General features: G+C 65.2%; 17 protein-coding genes. 13 read left to right on the forward strand and 4 right to left on the reverse strand.

From position 1 onward, the window contains the following. Positions 1-16: 16 nt before the first annotated feature. Positions 17-544 (reverse strand): GNAT family N-acetyltransferase, encoded by a 528-nt coding sequence (locus ACXJMY_RS00610; RefSeq protein WP_456617374.1) that lies wholly within the window; start codon positions 542-544, stop codon positions 17-19. 233 nt (positions 545-777) lie between these two features. On the opposite strand from ACXJMY_RS00610, the gene ACXJMY_RS00615 reads away from it, so the two are divergent. The 13 genes from ACXJMY_RS00615 to ACXJMY_RS00675 all read left to right on the forward strand — a co-directional run bounded on the left by ACXJMY_RS00615 (position 778) and on the right by ACXJMY_RS00675 (position 13,073). Continuing rightward, positions 778-1,374 (forward strand): superoxide dismutase, encoded by a 597-nt coding sequence (locus ACXJMY_RS00615; protein ID WP_456617375.1) that lies wholly within the window; start codon positions 778-780, stop codon positions 1,372-1,374. A gap of 252 nt (positions 1,375-1,626) precedes the next feature. Then, positions 1,627-2,238, forward strand: coding sequence for a permease (locus ACXJMY_RS00620; RefSeq protein WP_456617376.1), 612 nt, complete (start codon positions 1,627-1,629; stop codon positions 2,236-2,238). Next, entirely contained in the window at positions 2,235-2,735 is a 501-nt protein-coding gene (locus ACXJMY_RS00625) for a hypothetical protein (protein WP_456617377.1), read from the forward strand. The genes ACXJMY_RS00620 and ACXJMY_RS00625 overlap by 4 nt, the downstream gene beginning before the upstream one ends. 43 nt (positions 2,736-2,778) lie before the next feature. Further along, positions 2,779-3,003 carry a hypothetical protein gene (locus ACXJMY_RS00630; protein ID WP_456617378.1) on the forward strand — a complete coding sequence of 75 codons (225 nt, stop codon included), beginning with the start codon at positions 2,779-2,781 and terminating at the stop codon, positions 3,001-3,003. Positions 3,004-3,005: 2 nt separating this feature from the next. Then, a complete protein-coding gene (locus tag ACXJMY_RS00635; RefSeq protein WP_456617379.1) occupies positions 3,006-3,761 on the forward strand; it encodes a metal ABC transporter ATP-binding protein in 756 nt (251 codons plus the stop codon). 6 nt (positions 3,762-3,767) lie between these two features. Further along, positions 3,768-4,637, forward strand: a complete 870-nt coding sequence (locus ACXJMY_RS00640; RefSeq protein ID WP_456617380.1) for a metal ABC transporter permease — start codon at positions 3,768-3,770, stop codon at positions 4,635-4,637. Positions 4,638-4,643: 6 nt separating this feature from the next. Beyond that, entirely contained in the window at positions 4,644-5,507 is an 864-nt protein-coding gene (locus tag ACXJMY_RS00645; RefSeq protein WP_456617381.1) for a metal ABC transporter substrate-binding protein, read from the forward strand. Between the two features lie 53 nt (positions 5,508-5,560). Further along, positions 5,561-6,604, forward strand: a complete 1,044-nt coding sequence (locus ACXJMY_RS00650) for a CobW family GTP-binding protein (protein ID WP_456617382.1) — start codon at positions 5,561-5,563, stop codon at positions 6,602-6,604. Then, positions 6,604-7,623 carry a WD40 repeat domain-containing protein gene (locus tag ACXJMY_RS00655; protein ID WP_456617563.1) on the forward strand — a complete coding sequence of 340 codons (1,020 nt, stop codon included), beginning with the start codon at positions 6,604-6,606 and terminating at the stop codon, positions 7,621-7,623. Before ACXJMY_RS00650 ends, ACXJMY_RS00655 begins: the two co-directional genes overlap by 1 nt. Before the next feature lie 203 nt (positions 7,624-7,826). Further along, a complete protein-coding gene (locus ACXJMY_RS00660; protein WP_456617383.1) occupies positions 7,827-10,979 on the forward strand; it encodes an FG-GAP-like repeat-containing protein in 3,153 nt (1,050 codons plus the stop codon). Between the two features lie 107 nt (positions 10,980-11,086). Next, on the forward strand, positions 11,087-11,803 hold the full coding sequence (locus ACXJMY_RS00665; RefSeq protein WP_314952911.1) for an MgtC/SapB family protein: 717 nt from the start codon (positions 11,087-11,089) through the stop codon (positions 11,801-11,803). Positions 11,804-11,905: 102 nt separating this feature from the next. Beyond that, complete coding sequence (locus ACXJMY_RS00670; RefSeq protein WP_456617384.1) at positions 11,906-12,238, forward strand: hypothetical protein; 333 nt, start codon at positions 11,906-11,908, stop codon at positions 12,236-12,238. A 94-nt stretch (positions 12,239-12,332) separates the two neighbouring features. Then, on the forward strand, positions 12,333-13,073 hold the full coding sequence (locus ACXJMY_RS00675) for an acetoacetate decarboxylase (protein WP_456617385.1): 741 nt from the start codon (positions 12,333-12,335) through the stop codon (positions 13,071-13,073). A gap of 88 nt (positions 13,074-13,161) precedes the next feature. On the opposite strand, the gene ACXJMY_RS00680 is transcribed toward ACXJMY_RS00675, so the two are convergent. The 3 genes from ACXJMY_RS00680 to ACXJMY_RS00690 all read right to left on the reverse strand — a co-directional run bounded on the left by ACXJMY_RS00680 (position 13,162) and on the right by ACXJMY_RS00690 (position 15,778). Then, positions 13,162-14,604: a homospermidine synthase gene (locus tag ACXJMY_RS00680; protein WP_456617386.1), complete on the reverse strand. Its 1,443-nt coding sequence runs from the start codon at positions 14,602-14,604 to the stop codon at positions 13,162-13,164. Between the two features lie 49 nt (positions 14,605-14,653). After that, entirely contained in the window at positions 14,654-15,043 is a 390-nt protein-coding gene (locus ACXJMY_RS00685) for a RidA family protein (protein ID WP_456617387.1), read from the reverse strand. A 147-nt stretch (positions 15,044-15,190) separates the two neighbouring features. After that, a complete protein-coding gene (locus ACXJMY_RS00690) occupies positions 15,191-15,778 on the reverse strand; it encodes a GNAT family N-acetyltransferase (protein ID WP_456617388.1) in 588 nt (195 codons plus the stop codon). Positions 15,779-15,806 lie beyond the last annotated feature (28 nt).

Below are 15,806 nucleotides of genomic sequence, written 5' to 3' on the forward strand. Positions count from 1 at the left end.
GCTCGTCACGCAGGGCTCACCAGGGCAGGCCGCAGAGGTCGATGGTGCCCAGCGTCGGCGCGCGGACGATGTTGAAGACGTACGGCGCCATGTCGTCGAAGCGGATCCGACCCTCCGGCTGCTCGCAATAGACCTCGCCCTTGAAGGGTAGCCAGCTGCGGGCTTCGTAGAACGCAAAATTGTGCGGTTCGGAGAACAGCAGCCCGAAGCGGACCGCCTCGTTGGCGCGCATGGTGTGGATGGCCGCGTCGATCGCCACGGTCGCGTAGCCGCGACCGCGCCGATCCTCGCGCGTGCAGACGCCGCCGATGCCGCCGGCATGGACCTTCTGCCCGTTCCAGGTGACGGTCCGGAAATAGATGCCGACATGGCAGACCAGGCCGTCCTCGGGCGTCTCGATCAGCACGCGAAGATCGGCATTGGCCCATTTGATGTGAGCCCAGGCTGGCTTCTCCGCGGCGTCTTGGCCCCAGACCGCGCTGAGCAGCGGCTTTGCGATCGGCCACGCGGCGTCGCCGTTCAGAATGTCGATCTCGATGCTCATCGCTCTCTCTTCCGCATCTCCGCGTCGTGGTGCGTTCGTTCTGCCATAAGCGCCTCAAAGGCAATGATATTTTACGGCCTGTCGAAGCGCCCCGCACGCTTGCGTCGATTTTATGCAATCCGGCCAATCGGCCGCATCACGCATTTTCGCAAATTGGCGGTATTTTACGGCCGTGGAACCTTCTATAAGAGTCCCCGTTAAGCCAGTTCCCCATCAGTCGCGGACAACAACCCATGACCTTTACGCTGCCCCCACTCCCTTACGCCTATGACGCCCTCGGCCAGTTCATGTCGAAGGAGACGCTGGAATTCCACCACGACAAGCATCATCAGGCCTACGTCACCAACGGCAACAACGCGCTCAAGGGCACCGAATGGGAAGACAAGTCCCTTGAGGAGATCGTCAAGGGCTCGTTCGGCAAGAACCCCGCGGTGTTCAACAATGCCGGCCAGCACTACAACCACATCCACTTCTGGAGCTGGATGAAGCCCAATGGCGGCGGCACCAAGCTGCCGGGCAAGCTCGAGAAGAAGATCAACGAGGACCTCGGCGGCTTCGAGAAGTTCAAGACCGACTTCCAGGCGGCCGGCGTCGGCCAGTTTGGCTCCGGCTGGTGCTGGCTCCAGGTCAAGAACGGCAAGCTCGAGATCTCCAAGACCCCGAACGGCGAGAATCCGCTGGTGCACGGCGCCACCCCGATCCTCGGCTGCGACGTCTGGGAGCATTCCTACTACATCGACTATCGCAACCGTCGCCCGGACTATCTGAAGGCGTTCGTCGAGAACCTCGTGAACTGGGAATACGTCGAGTCGCTGTTCGACAAGGCGTGAGATCTCACCTCGTCATTCCGGGATGGTGCGCCAGCACCAGACCCGGAATCTCGAGATTCCGGGTTCGCACTGCGTGCGCCCCGGAATGACAGAAAAGGCGGCCGCATGCGGCCGCCTTTTTGCTGCGCACAGTCTGCCTGCCGCCCGCATAGCCCTGCGCAGGGCGCGCATGGGCCCCGTCATCGTTCCGTTTGCATCGGGGGCAGGGCCTCCTTAATCAGGACGGGCCTCCCTCCATCCGATCCAAGCCCGTTGTCAGAATCTTCCCCAAAAGACCCGGCGCCTGCCGCTGACGCCGAGTCCGAGCCGCGGCCGGGCCGTGTGCGCAAGCCGATCGGCTGGTCGACGATCATCATTGCAGCCCTGGTGGCGGTGAGCGCGGCGCTGGTCTGGCGGCGTGACGGCACCAGCGGTGTCCTCGAAATCCTCACCCACGACCTCTCGCTGTTCGGCGGCATCCTGCCGCGCGTGCTGGCGGGCTGCCTGCTCGGGGCCTTCATCTCCGAGATCCTGCCGCACGAAAAGGTCTCGCGCTCGCTGGGGCCGAAGTCCGGGCTGAAGGGCCTCCTGATCGGCACCGCCTTCGGCGCGATCCTGCCGGGCGGACCCTTCACGGCCTACCCGGTGGCGAGCGCGCTGCTGGCGGTCGGGGCCGATTTCGGCGCCACCATCGCCATGGTCGTGAGTTGGACCCTGATCGGCTATGGCCGGGCGGTGGCCTGGGAAATCCCGATCATGGGCACCGACTTCACGCTGTGGCGCATCGTCATCTCGCTGCCGCTGCCGGTGCTCGCCGGCGCGCTCGGCCGCTTCGTCTATGTCCGGATGTATCCGAAGCCAGCCATGAAGGACGACGAGACTTGAGCGCCGCGCTTCTCATCGACATCCTGCTGTGGGGCTCGGTCTTCGGCGTCGGTTTGATCGCCTTCCGCCGCGGCCCACCGGTGTTCAAGGCCTCGCTCCGCGAAGGTTCGATGGATTTCATCAACATCGTGCCGCGGATTGCGTTGGGGGTGATCGGCTCCGGCTATATCGCCGCCATCATCCCGCAGGAGGTGATCACCGGCTGGCTCGGGCCTGACAGCTGCTGGCTTGGGGTCGCGACCGCCGTGGTCGCCGGCGCCGCCACGCCCGGCGGCCCGGTGATCGGCTTCTCCATCGGCACGGTGGCGCTGAAATCGGGCGGCGGGGTGCCGCAGGTGGTCGCCTATGTCGTTGCCTGGGCGCTGTTCGCCTTCCAGCGGGTGATTTTGTGGGAAATTCCGTTCATGCCCGCCCGTTTCGTCTGGTTCCGCTGCGCGGCTTCGGTTCCGTTTCCCTTCGTGGCGGCGGCCATCGCAATGGTGATTGGGAAGCCCTAGAGCCGGCGTGGACAGGCGTAATGTTATAATATAACGTCCTGAAATGGTTCCCGCCGCGTCCCACACCCACCAGCACGACCATTCCCATGCCCACGGGCATTCGCACGGGCACGACCACACGCATGCCCATGTCCACGATGCGGCTTCCCCGCATCCGGCGCAGGCGGCACCGTGGTCGATCCTGCGCATGACCATGGCTGCGCGGCTGTCGGCGGCGGTTGCCGTCTGCGCCGTGCTCTGGGCCATGGTGTGGCTGGCGATGAGGTGACCATGGCGGCCGTGCATTTCCACAACGTCACGCTCGGCTATGACCGGCACCCGGCGGTGCATCACCTCAATGGCGAGGTCGCCTCTGGCGCGCTGGTCGCCGTGATCGGCCCGAACGGCGCCGGCAAGTCGACCCTGCTGCGCGGCATCGTCGGCATCCTCAAGCCGCTCGACGGCAGCATCCATCTCGGCGAGCTCGACTCCCGCGACATCGCCTATCTGCCGCAGAGTACGGAGATCGACCGCAGCTTTCCGATCTCGGTGTTCGATTTCGTTGCCACCGGCCTCTGGCGCGCGACCGGCCTGTTCGGCGGCATCGGCAAGGCGGCGCGCGAGAAAATCCTGCATGCGATCGGCGCCGTTGGCCTCAACGGCTTCGAGAACCGCCCGATCGGCACGCTCTCCGGCGGCCAGATGCAGCGCGTGCTGTTCGCGCGCGTGCTGCTCCAGGACGCGAGCCTCATCGTGCTCGACGAGCCCTTCAACGCCATCGACAGCAAGACCACGATCGATCTGCTCGCGCTGGTGAAGCACTGGCACGGCGAGGGCCGCACCGTGCTCGCCGCGCTGCACGACATGGAGATGGTGCGCAACCATTTCAGCGAAACACTGGTGCTGGCGCGTGGCCCCGTGGCCTGGGGGCCGACGGCGGAGGTTCTGACGCCGGAAAACCTGATGGTCGCGATGCGGATGTGCGAGGCCTTCGACGACAGCGCAGCCGCCTGCGCGGCCGATGACGCCAGCTCGCGGGCGGCGTGATCCGAGATGCTCCACGACGCGCTGATCGGCCCGTTCACCGAATTCGAGTTCATGCGGCGCGCGCTCGCCGCCGTCATTGCGCTGTCGCTGGCCGGCGCCCCGATCGGGGTGTTCCTCATGCTGCGGCGGATGAGTCTCGTCGGCGATGCCATGGCACATGCGATCCTGCCGGGCGCAGCCGTAGGCTTCCTGCTCTCCGGCCTCAATCTGTTCGCGATGACCGCCGGCGGCCTGATCGCCGGCTTTGCGGTCGCAATCCTCGCCGGCGTGGTCGCGCGCTCGACCGGGCTGAAGGAGGATGCCTCGCTGGCGACCTTCTATCTGGCCTCGCTGGCGCTGGGTGTCACCATCGTCTCGATCAAGGGCACCAATATCGATCTCCTGCACGTGCTGTTCGGCAACATCCTCGCCATGGACGACCAGACGCTGCTGGTGGTCGCCTTCAACGCCACCGTCACGCTCTTGGTGCTCGCCGTGATCTATCGCCCGCTGGTGATCGAGAGCGTCGATCCCTTGTTCCTGCGCACCGTGAGCCGCGCCGGCGGACCCGCGCATCTCGCCTTCCTCGCGCTGGTCGTCATCAACCTCGTCAACGGCTTTCAGGCGCTCGGCACCTTGCTCGCAGTGGGCCTGATGATCCTGCCCGCCGGGATCGCGCGGTTCTGGTCGCGCGATCTCACGGCCATGATCTGCATCGCCGTGATCGCCGCCGCGGTCTCGGGCTATGCCGGCCTCGTGCTGTCGTTCCAGACCCGCGTGCCGTCGGGCCCTGCGATCATTCTGGTGGCGAGCGTATTCTACATCGTCTCCGTCCTGTTCGGCCGCGTCGGCGGCATCGTCCGGCAGCTGTTTCCCGGCCGGCATCTGGAAGCGTGACCGGCAATGCTGCGTGTCCTGCTTTGTGTGCTGTTGCTGATCGCTTCGCCGCTGCATGCCGCGGAGCGGCTCAACGTGGTCGCGAGCTTCTCGATCCTCGGCGATTTCGTCCGTAACGTTGGCGGGGACCGGGTCAACGTCACGACGCTGGTTGGACCCGACAGCGACGTCCACGTCTACACGCCCGCGCCGAGCGATGCGAAGCGGATCGCGGACGCAAAGCTCGTCATCGTCAACGGGCTCGGCCTCGAAGGCTGGCTGCCGCGGCTGGTGCAGTCCTCCGGCAGGAAGGCGCAGGTGGTCACCGTGAGCGCCGGCATCGCGCCCCTGAAGCTCGGCGCGGCCGCAGACCCCCATGCCTGGCAGTCCGTCCCCAACGCCAAAATCTACGTGATCGACATCGCCAACGCGCTGGCCGCCGCCGATCCGGACGGCGCGGACGTCTTCCGTGCGCAGGCCAAAGCCTATCTGGAAAAGCTCGAAACGCTCGACCGGGAGGTCCGCGAGGCCGTTGCAAAGATCCCGCCGGAGCGGCGCAAGGTGATCTCGACTCACGACGCCTTTGGTTATTTTGCCGCCGAATACGGCGTCCAGTTCATCGCGCCGCTTGGGGTTTCCACCGAAACCGAGCCCAGCGCGCGGGATATCGCTAGTATTATCGGCCAGATCAAGGCCGCGAGGATCCCGGCGGTGTTCCTGGAGAATATCAGCGACGACCGGCTGATCCGGCGGATCGCGGCGGAGACCGGCTCAAAGGTCGGCGGGACCCTGATTTCGGACGGTTTGACCGGCGAAAAGGGGCTCGCCCCCACTTACATTGATATGGTCAGGCACAATATAAAGGCCCTGACCAGCGCGCTTGACCACTAGGGCAGGGGCCACCCCGCCTCGCGTCGCGCGACCAGCCCGATGTCGGAGTAGTTATGTCTGAAGCGACTTCCAGCAAGATTCCCGTGACCGTCCTGACCGGCTATCTCGGCGCCGGCAAGACCACGCTTTTGAACCGCATCCTGTCGGAGAACCACGGCAAGAAATACGCCGTCATCGTCAACGAATTCGGCGAGATCGGCATCGACAACGACCTCATCATCGGCGCCGATGAGGAAGTGTTCGAAATGAACAATGGCTGCATCTGCTGCACCGTGCGCGGCGACCTCGTGCGCATCATGGACGGCTTGATGAAGCGCAAGGGCAAGTTCGACGCTATCATCGTCGAGACCACGGGCCTTGCCGATCCGGCGCCGGTGGCCCAGACCTTCTTCGTCGACGAGGACGTGCAGAGGAACGCCCGGCTCGATGCGGTCGTCACGGTCGCGGACGCCAAATGGCTGTCCGACCGGCTCAAGGACGCGCCCGAGGCCAAGAACCAGATCGCCTTCGCCGACGTCATCGTGCTCAACAAGACCGATCTCGTCACCAAGCCCGAGCTTGCCGAGGTCGAGGCCCGCATCCGCGCCATCAACCCCTATGCGAAGCTGCACCGCACCGAGCGCTGCTCGGTGGCGCTGGCCGACGTGCTCGATCGTGGCGCGTTCGACCTCGACCGCATCCTCGATATCGAGCCGGACTTCCTCAATGCCGACGATCATGACCACGACCATGATCATCATCATGGTCACGACCATCACCACCACGATCACGGCCACGGCCTGAAGCACTATCACGACGAGGACATGCAGTCGCTGTCGCTCAAGACCGACAAGCCGCTCGATCCGAACGTGTTCATGCCCTGGCTCCAGAATCTGGTGCAGGTCGAGGGCGGCAAGATCCTGCGCTCCAAGGGTATCCTCGCCTTCCACGACGATGACGACCGCTACGTCTTCCAGGGCGTCCACATGATGCTGGAGGGCAACCATCAGCGGAAATGGAAGGACGGCGAGGCGCGCGAGAGCCGCCTCGTCTTCATCGGCCGCGAATTGCCGGAACAGGCCATTCGCGAGGGTTTTGAGAGCTGCATCGTCTCGTGATGAAAGAGTTTACGCCGGCCCCCGATTCCGCCTCGATCGTCTCCGTCACCGACCGCGTCAAGCCGGTCGCGCTGGGGATGGCCGTGACCTCGGTGCATTTCCTTGGGCCTCGTGCCGCCTTCGTCGGCGGCGAGGAGAACGTCGCGCTGGTCGATGCCAAGGGCGAGATCAGCACGATCGCCGTGCACAGCGGCGGCATTCTCTCGACCGCCTCCGACGGCAAGCGCCTCGTGATGGGCGGTGACGACGGCAAGGTCGTCTCGCTCGATGCCAAGGGCGAGGTGACGCTGCTTGCGACCGACCCGAAGCGGCGCTGGATCGATGCGGTGGCGCTGCATGCCGACGGCGCCTACGCCTGGTCGGCCGGGAAATTCGCGTTCGTCAAGAGCGGCAAGAACGAGGAGAAGTCGCTCGAGGTGCCCTCGACCGTCGGCGGGCTTGCGTTTGCGCCGAAAGGGCTGCGGCTCGCGATCGCGCACTACAACGGCGCGACGCTGTGGTTTCCGAATATGGAAGGATCGGCCGAATTCCTGCCCTGGRCCGGCTCGCATCTCGGCGTCACCTTCAGCCCGGACAACAAATTCCTGGTCACGACGATGCATGAGGCGGCGCTGCACGGCTGGCGGCTTGCCGACAACCGGCACATGCGCATGACCGGCTATCCCGGCCGCGTCCGCTCGATGTCCTGGAGCGCGGGCGGCAAGGCGCTGGCGACGTCGGGCGCCGACACGGTGATCCTGTGGCCGTTCGCCAGCAAGGACGGCCCGATGGGCAAGGAGCCCGCGATGCTTGCGCCGCTGCAGGCGCGCGTGTCGGTGGTTGCCTGCCACCCCAAGAACGACATCTTCGCCGCCGGCTACAGCGACGGCACCGTGCTGATGGTGCGGCTGGAGGATGGCGCCGAGATCCTGGTCCGCCGTAACGGCACTTCGCCCGTGGCCGCGCTGGCCTGGAACGCCAAGGGCACGCTGCTCGCGTTCTCCGATGAAGATGGCGAGGGTGGATTGCTGGAGCTGTGAGGCTCGCTGCCTTTCCCCCATTATGTTATTTATGTTATCGTGTAACATAACTTACAAGCAGTCCCTGTAGAGTCGCAGATGCAGGGAGCGCGATGGGCAATCTTGGATTGCCGTCGGCTCCGATCGGTTTGCGCTTGGTGCTGGTTCGTCYGGTACCGGTGCGCAGTCGACCCCCGCATCGACGCTCACCTCAGGGAATCGCCATGCCGCTCATCCCCGTTCTTCCGACGCTCGTCAGCATCACGGGCACCGATCCGTCGTCGACCGATGCTTCCGTCGTGCACTACACCGTCACCTTTTCCAAGCCGGTGTCCGGGGTCACGGTCGACCAGTTCACCCTCGCGACGACGGGTGGCATCAGCGGTGCGGGTATCGCGGACATCACGCCGGTGGCGGGCAGCAATGGCGCGAGCTACGTGGTCACGGTGAACACTGGTTCGGGGAGCGGCTCACTGGGGCTTCAGCTCAGCGGCACTAACGTGCACGATTCCAGCGGCTACTATGTCGGACCATTCCAGTCCGAGACGCAGATGGCCGGCCCGCGCTTCAGCATCATCAACACGGCGGCGGTCGGCGACGTCAACGGCGATGGCAAGCAGGATATGGTGTATATCCGGACCGTCAGCGCTTCCGCATATTTTCTCGATGTCAGGACCAATACCGGCACGGGCCAGTTCACGCAAACCTCGCTGACCGGCGCCTCGGAGCTGGAAGGGTCGATTCGACTCGGCGACGTCAACGGCGACGGCAAACTGGACGTGCTGATGGGCAACATCAGCACCGGAACCCTGGACGTCAAGCTGGGCAATGGCAACGGCACGTTCGCGGCGACGACGAAGTATGCGACGGGTGGCAGTAATGGCGGCTCTATCAGGGCGTTTGCCGACTTCAATGGCGACGGCAAGGCCGACGTGATCATGTCGAACAACATCGGCACGTCGCTGCTGCTCGGTAACGGCGATGGCTCTTTCGGATCGCCCGTTGCCACGGATGCCTCCAACGCCTTCGCGAGCGGCGATTTCAACGGCGATGGAAAGATCGATCTGCTGGTGCAGGACTCGTCAAGTTCGCCGGTTGCCGTGCGGCTTGGCAACGGGGACGGCACGTTCCAATCCCCGATCGCGGCCGGCACCTCATCTAGAACGATCAGCGGCGACTTCAACGGCGACGGCAAGCTTGATCTTGCACTCGGAACCAACAACTCGATTGCGATCCTGCTCGGCAACGGCGACGGCACTTTCGCCTCGCCGCAGACCTTCCAGACACCGGCGCCCATCTGGAACTTGGCGGCCGCGGACTTCAATGGCGACGGTAAAACGGACCTCGCCGTGGTCGCTACCAGCAACAATACGCTTTCGACCTTTTACAGTCGCGGCGACGGCACGTTCGGCCCGGCGGTGACGTTGCCGCTCGATTCGGGCGCCAACGGAATCACCGTCGGTGACCTCAATGGAGACGGAAAAGCCGACGTGGTGGTGGAGTGGACAACGAGCAACTCCTCGACCGGCGAGGATGTTTTCCTCACCGCGCCCAATTCGACCACCACGCAATATACGATCAGCCGCACGCCTCCGGCTCTGACGATCGTCGATGCGGACGTGACGCCGGGGGCCGACGGCAGCTACTACATCAACGCGGCGCACTTTCATGGCGGGACGACGACCCTGTCCGGTTCCGGCAATGCCGGAGACACCGTTACGGTCACGAATGCCGGCGGCAATTCCGTCGTTGGCGTCACCACGGTTGGCAGCAACGGCAACTGGAGCCTTGGCGTGTCCGGCCTGCAGGACGGCTCGACCTACAGCTACGTCGCGACTGCGACGGACGCGCTTGGCCACAGCAATTCCGCGGCGGCGCTCACTTTCAAGGTCGATGTCACCGCTCCGGTCCTTGCGATCACAAGCATCGAAAGCTCCGATGCAACATCCAGCCGCGTCAACATCCAGGGCACGCTCGATCTTGCCGACACGCCGGCCGCGCTCACCCTGTCGTTCGGTGCGACGGATCTCTCCGTGACCAGCACCGACGGCACCTGGCGGCTGGACAATCTGTCTCCGGCCACCGGACTTTCCTATGTGACGGCCCGTCTGCGCGACGCCGCCGGCAATACCGGCGTGTCGCAGTCGATCCCGCTGGCCTTCGGCTACACGATAGCGAGCGGGGCCTCACTTGAGAACGCGATCGTCGTGGCGGCCTCCTCGTCCTTCAGCCCGAGCCTCGTCGTCGGCGGTGGCGCGACCTCGGTCGGGGCGACCGTCCTTCGTAAGGGCGTCGAAGAGGTCCGCGGAGGTACGTCGACCGGATCTGTGGTCAAGAGTGGCGGAGAGCAGCACGTGTTGAGCGGTACCGTAACCGCTGCGACGATCGAAGCCGGCGGCTATCAGGACGTGCGCGCCGGCGCAACCGCGACCGATACCCTGCTCTACGGTTTCGGGCAGGTCTACGCTAACGGCACCTCCGCCCACACCACGATCAAGGCTGGCGGACAGCAGTCCGTTGCCGCCGGCGGCCGCGACGTCAACTCGACGATCGACGGCGGAACGCAATATCTGAGCGGAACGGCGACGGGCACGACGGTGGGCGCCGGCGGCAATCAATACGACTACGGCACGGCAAACGGCGTCCTCGTCGCGAGTGGCGGCGCACAACACGTCTATCAGGGCGGTAGCGCCGATGCCACGACGGTTGCGGCCGGTGGCTACCAGGATGTTTACCAAGGGACCGTCACCAACACCGTGCTCGACGGCAATCAGCAGGTGCTCGGCAACGGCCATGCCGCCGGCACCACCATCAATGCCGGTGGGCGGCAATATGTCGGCTCCGGTGGTGCGACAACGGGCACGACGATCGCAGCCGACGGCTTCCAGTATGTGGACGCGGGCGCGACCGACGGCAGCGCGACGATCAATGGCGGCTATCAGTTCGTCGCAGGTGCTGCGACCGCCGCGACCGTCAGCGGCGGTGGCGAGCAGGAAGTGGGGGCGGGCGGCATCGCCTCGAACTCGCATCTGGACGGTGGCAGCGAGCACGTCTACGCCGGCGGCCTGCTCCAGAACGTCGACTTCGGCGGCTCCGACGGCGCAACGCTGGTGCTGGACGTGCCGTCCGGTCTCGCCGGCGCGATCGCCAATTTCGGCGCCGACGACCACATCGACTTCCGCAACACCGTGATCAGCAGCGTCGATGTCGACAGCTCGAACAATCTGACGGTCACGACCGACGGCGGCCAGAGCTACTCCTGGGCTCTGCTGGCGCAATACGCGGCCTCGTCCTTCGCGCTGTCGGCCGACGGCAATGGCGGCACTGTGCTGAGCTACACGCCGCCCCAGCAGACGTTGCTCGCGGCCGCTCACTAAGGCAGGCAAACCAAGACGAACGGGCATCGGCTTCCACGGCCGGTGCCCGTTCAAATTGACCTCAGCGGCACTCTCGCATAGATCGTGTGGCGACTGTGCGAGGGGCCATGCGGTTTCTGACGACCTTCCAGATTGCTGATTTCGCCGACACGCTGGTCAGCCTGTTCACGGCCTTCGTGCTGGGCACGCTGATCGGCGCCGAGCGGCAATACCGGCAGCGCACCGCGGGCCTGCGCACCAACGTGCTGGTTGCGGTCGGCGCCGCTGCCTTCGTCGATCTCGCCATGCATCTGACGGGTGCCGACGGCGCGGTCCGGGTGATCTCCTATGTCGTGTCCGGCATCGGCTTCCTCGGCGCCGGTGTCATCATGAAGCAGGGCATGGACGTGCGCGGGCTCAACACCGCGGCGACGCTGTGGGCCTCGGCGGCGGTCGGCTCCTGCGCCGGCGCCGACATGGTCGCGCAGGCGGCCGCGCTCACCGTGTTCGTCATCGCCGGCAACACCATGCTGCGTCCGCTGGTCAATGCCATCAACCGCATCCCGCTGAACGAGAAGGCGTCGGAGGCGACCTACTATTTCAAGCTCGCGGTCGCGCCGGACGCCCTGCCCGACATGCGCGACCGGCTCGTCGAGAAGCTCGAGGGCGCAAAATATCCGGTGGCCGATATCGACGTGGTCGAGACCGGGGACGATCTGATCGAGATCGTCGCAAAGCTGGTCGCGACCGCGGTCGATCCGAACGAGCTGAATGCGGTGGCGACCGATCTCCAGCACCTGCCGGGCGTGCGCCACGCCACCTGGGAAGTCAGCACGACGGATTGAGCGCGGCGTTTTGGCACGCGAACGGGCGGTTCCCGGCTTCCGGCGTAAGGAACCGCCGTCCGCGAATTTCGTTGATCCTGCCAACCATTGGTGGTGATCAACATGCCCGGCCAATATGACAAGCGCGGATTTCGACGAGATATCCTGATCGCCTGCTCGCTGTTTGCGGCAGGCATCGTGGTCTCGGGCCTCTCGCTGGCGCAAATCCGCGCTGAGAGCCGGATGCAGACGGCGCAGGCGACGGGGCCGCTCCAGGGCACGCCATCCGACGATCAGAACAAGACGCCCGCGGAAGCCAAGCCCGGCGGCGACCGGCCGACCACGCCGGCCCCCGAGCCCGCGCGCCCCGAACCGCAAACGCAAGGCGCGGCCACCAAGCCGGCGCTGCCGCAGGCGCCGGCCGAGAAGATCGCGCCGCCGATGAAGGAGAAGTAGTTCGGCGGCTAGCGCATTGTGACGCGCATTTGACCTCGCCTCTGCCGGCGGCCCGATCCATAATCCGTCGCGCCAACGACAGATGGGGCCTCCCATGAAGATCGAAGACGTCCGCCGCACCGCCTATTCGATGCCGCTCACCAACCCGTCATTCCCGCCGGGGCCATATCGCTTCTTCGACCGCGAATACTTCATCATCACCTACAGGACCGATCCCGAAGCCCTCGCCGCCATCGTGCCCGAGCCGCTTGAGGTGGCGGAGCCGCTGGTGAAATACGAATTCATTCGCATGCCCGACTCGACCGGCTTCGGCGACTACACGGAAACCGGGCAGGTGATCCCGGTCCGCTTCAAGGGCGAGGAGGGCGGCTACACCCACGCGATGTATCTGGACGACGAGGCCCCGATCGCCGGCGGCCGCGAGCTGTGGGGCTTTCCGAAGAAGCTTGCAAGGCCCAAGATCGAGGTCGAGAGCGACGTCCTGGTCGGCTCGCTGCATTACGGCTCGGTCCTCTGCGCTTCGGCCACGATGGGTTACAAGCACCGCAAGGTCGACCACGACGCGGTGCTGAAGTCGATGGCGACGCCGAACTTCATCCTGAAGATCATCCCGCATGTCGACGGCAGCCCGCGGATCTGCGAGCTGGTGCGTTTTTATCTCGATGACGTCGTGCTGAAGGAAGCATGGACCGGCCCTGCTGCACTCGGCCTGTTTCCCCACGCACTCTGCGACGTCGCCCGCCTGCCGGTGCGCGAGGTGGTCTCGGCGCTGCATTTCAAAGCGGACCTGACGCTCGGGCTCGGCAGCGTGGCGTTCGATTACCTGGCCAAGTAATCTGGCGAAGTAACAAGGCGAGGTAGGCCGCGAAACGAGATGCCCGGCGCGAGGCCGGGCATCATGATCGGTCAGGCGTGGTGCGCGATCAGCGCACCAGGATATTCCGGAACTGCCAGGGATCGCTGGTATCGATGTCCTCCGGAAACAGTCCCGGACGATCCGTGAGCGGCGTCCAGTCGGTGTAGAAACCCTTCACCGGGCCGAGATACGGCAGCTGGATTTCCAGCAGGCGATCGAAATCCATCTCGTCGGCTTCGACGATGCCCTCGTTCGGGTTTTCCAGCGCCCACACCATGCCGCCGAGCACGGCCGAGGTCACCTGCAGGCCGGTGGCGTTCTGGTAGGGCGCGAGCTTGCGGGTCTCTTCGATGGAGAGCTGCGAGCCGTACCAATAGGCATTGTTGTCATGGCCGAACAGCAGCACGCCGAGTTCGTCGATGCCGTCGACGATTTCGTTCTCATCGAGGATGTGGTGCTTTTCCTGCATCTTCGCGGCGCGGCCGAACATTTCATGCAGCGACAGCACGGCATCGTCGGCCGGATGATAGGCATAGTGGCAGGTCGGCCGATAGACCGCCGTGCCCGATGCGTCGCGCACCGTGAAGTAATCGGAGATCGAGATCGACTCGTTGTGGGTGACGAGGAAGCCATACTGCGCGCCGCGGGTCGGGCACCAGGTGCGCACGCGCGTGTTGGCGCCGGGCTGCATCAGATAGATGGCAGCGCCGCAGCCGGCTTCGTGGGTCCGCGCATTCTCGGGCATCCATTTCTCGTGGGTGCCCCAACCGAGCTCGGACGGCTGCACGCCTTCCGACAGAAAACCTTCCACCGACCAGGTGTTGACGAAGACATCGGGCTCTTTCGGCGACTTGGAGCGCTGGGTGTCGCGTTCGGCGATGTGGATGCCCTTGATGCCGGCCTGCCGCATCAAATCCGCCCACTCGGCCTTGGTCTTCGGCTTGGGGGCATTGAGCTTCAGATCGGCGGCGACATTGAGCAGCGCCTGCTTGACGAAGAAGGAGACCATGCCTGGATTGGCGCCGCAGCAGGAGACGGCCGTCGTCGAGCCCGCGGGGCGTGCCTTCTTGGCGGCAAGCGTCACCTCGCGCAGCGCGTAGTTGGAGCGCGCTTCCGGGCCCTTCGACGAATCGAAATAGAAGCCGAGCCAGGGCTCGTTGACGGTGTCGATATAGAGAGCGCCGAGCTCGTTGCAGAGCTCCATGATGTCGGTGGAGCCGGTATCGACCGAGAGATTGACGCAAAAGCCCTGGCCGCCGCCCTCAGTGAGCAGCGGGGTCAGCAACTCGCGATAATTGTCCCTGGTCACGCCCTTCTGGATGAAGCGCACATTGTGCTTCTCGCAATGCGCCTTGCGGCCCTCGTCCTTGGGATCGATCACGGTGATGCGCGACTTGTCGTAATCGAGATGCCGCTCGATCATCGGCAAGGTGCCTTTGCCGATGGAGCCGAAGCCGACCATGACGATGGGACCAGTAATCTTCGCGTAGATCTGCGAGGGGTGGCTCATGGGGATGGTTTCTCCGGAACGTGCTGGCGGGCAAAGGGTGAGGGGTGGATCAGGCGCTGCGGCGCTTGGCGGTCGCTTCGATTTCGACCTTCATCTCGGGCTTGGCGAGGGCGGTGACGACCAGCAACGTCGCAGCCGGCCTGATGTCGCCGAGAACCTCGCCGCAGACGGCGAAGTGGGCATCGATGTAGCTGGCGTCGGTGACGTAGTAGGTCGCACGGACGATATCGGCCATCTCGAATCCGCCCTCCTTTAGGGCGGCTTCGATGGTCTTGAAGCAGTTGCGTGACTGGCTCGTGACATCGGCCGGCATCGTCATCGTCGTGTAATCATAGCCGGTGGTTCCGGCGACGAAGGCGAAATCGCCGTCGATCACGGCGCGGCTGTAGCCGACGGTCTTCTCGAGGGGAGAGCCGGTGGAGATCAGGCGACGGGACATGGTTTGGACCTCGACTGAAAGAGGTGTTTCGCGGGGTTAAAGGGCGTTTCTGGGGCCTGCGCAACCCCAAAGGAACGGAGCTTAGGGCAGGCGCGGCCGGACGTTGCCGCTCAACGCGGCTTCGGTCGTCGCCATCATGACGATCCCTTAGGCCGCGTGCGCCTGGAGGGCGCGAACTACCCTCCGTTTGGGCAGGGCCTCGCCGGTCGGGGCGATCATCCCCTCGGCGCCATCCAGCGCACCGGCCTCGAATTCGACCGCCAGCAGGCGGTCGCGCTCGAACGGGCCGGGCAGCACCAGTGCGCCGGTCTTCTCAGCCGAGAAGCCGAAGCGGGCGTAATAGGGGGCATCGCCGAGCAGGATCACGGCGGCATGCCCGCGCGCCCGGGCGGCGGCCAGCGCTTGTCGCATCAGCGCGGCGCCGATCCCGAGCTCGCGGCAGGCAGGATCGACCGCCAGTGGTCCGAGGACCAGAGCGGGCCTGCCTCCGGCGCTGACGTGCCAGAGACGCACGGTTCCCACGAATTGTCCCTCGTGCACGGCGGCCAGCGCAAGGCCGGCGGCGGGTGCACGTCCGTCGCGCAGGCGCTGGCAGGTGCGGCCATGGCGGTTCTCGCCAAAGGAGGCATCCAGCAGCGCTTCACGGGCGGCGACGTCGGCAGCACGTTCCGCACGGATCGCGAACGGAGCGGCTTTCGAAGTGAGGGCGACTTGTGGCTTCCGAAAAGCAGTCATGGCGCGTCAGTCCCCGCTTGGACCTGCG

It is taken from the genome of Bradyrhizobium sp. P5_C12, assembly GCF_054049735.1.

Coding starts and splice junctions, on each gene's coding strand:
- ACXJMY_RS00610 (WP_456617374.1), bottom strand. CDS start 544: ATGAGCATCGAGATCGACATTCTGAACGGCGACGCCGCGTGGCCGATC.
- ACXJMY_RS00615 (WP_456617375.1), top strand. CDS start 778: ATGACCTTTACGCTGCCCCCACTCCCTTACGCCTATGACGCCCTCGGC.
- ACXJMY_RS00630 (WP_456617378.1), top strand. CDS start 2,779: ATGGTTCCCGCCGCGTCCCACACCCACCAGCACGACCATTCCCATGCC.
- ACXJMY_RS00635 (WP_456617379.1), top strand. CDS start 3,006: ATGGCGGCCGTGCATTTCCACAACGTCACGCTCGGCTATGACCGGCAC.
- ACXJMY_RS00640 (WP_456617380.1), top strand. CDS start 3,768: ATGCTCCACGACGCGCTGATCGGCCCGTTCACCGAATTCGAGTTCATG.
- ACXJMY_RS00645 (WP_456617381.1), top strand. CDS start 4,644: ATGCTGCGTGTCCTGCTTTGTGTGCTGTTGCTGATCGCTTCGCCGCTG.
- ACXJMY_RS00650 (WP_456617382.1), top strand. CDS start 5,561: ATGTCTGAAGCGACTTCCAGCAAGATTCCCGTGACCGTCCTGACCGGC.
- ACXJMY_RS00660 (WP_456617383.1), top strand. CDS start 7,827: ATGCCGCTCATCCCCGTTCTTCCGACGCTCGTCAGCATCACGGGCACC.
- ACXJMY_RS00665 (WP_314952911.1), top strand. CDS start 11,087: ATGCGGTTTCTGACGACCTTCCAGATTGCTGATTTCGCCGACACGCTG.
- ACXJMY_RS00670 (WP_456617384.1), top strand. CDS start 11,906: ATGCCCGGCCAATATGACAAGCGCGGATTTCGACGAGATATCCTGATC.
- ACXJMY_RS00675 (WP_456617385.1), top strand. CDS start 12,333: ATGAAGATCGAAGACGTCCGCCGCACCGCCTATTCGATGCCGCTCACC.
- ACXJMY_RS00680 (WP_456617386.1), bottom strand. CDS start 14,604: ATGAGCCACCCCTCGCAGATCTACGCGAAGATTACTGGTCCCATCGTC.
- ACXJMY_RS00685 (WP_456617387.1), bottom strand. CDS start 15,043: ATGTCCCGTCGCCTGATCTCCACCGGCTCTCCCCTCGAGAAGACCGTC.
- ACXJMY_RS00690 (WP_456617388.1), bottom strand. CDS start 15,778: ATGACTGCTTTTCGGAAGCCACAAGTCGCCCTCACTTCGAAAGCCGCT.